Source organism: Serratia sp. CoH_134_PS_4 (genome assembly GCF_058190535.1).
This window is the reverse complement of record NZ_JBXWKI010000060.1, coordinates 1-222: the sequence shown is the minus strand read 5'-3', so window position 1 is coordinate 222 and position 222 is coordinate 1. Positions and strand designations below refer to the sequence as shown.

Genomic DNA, 222 nt, shown 5'->3' with positions numbered 1-222 from the left:
ATACCGTCGCTGACATCGTGCAACGACACAGAGCTAACGCTTAGGGTGTCATTTCGCCCTCAGCCGGAACCGACCCCCTGATGTCCGGCAGTGCTTTTGCCGTTACGCACCCCCCCGTCAGTAGCTGAACAGGAGGGACAGCTGAGGCTTTGTTGAATAAATCGAACTTTTGCTGAGTTGAAGGATCAGATCACGTATCTTCCCGACAACGCAGACCGTTCC

At 54.5% G+C, this 222-nt stretch carries 1 pseudogene; it reads right to left on the bottom strand.

Going from position 1 to position 222, the window contains the following annotated elements:
- Positions 1-77: 77 nt before the first annotated feature.
- Positions 78-158: pseudogene (locus AC2FCQ_RS24725) on the bottom strand (IS1 family transposase); the annotation flags it as partial.
- Positions 159-222 lie beyond the last annotated feature (64 nt).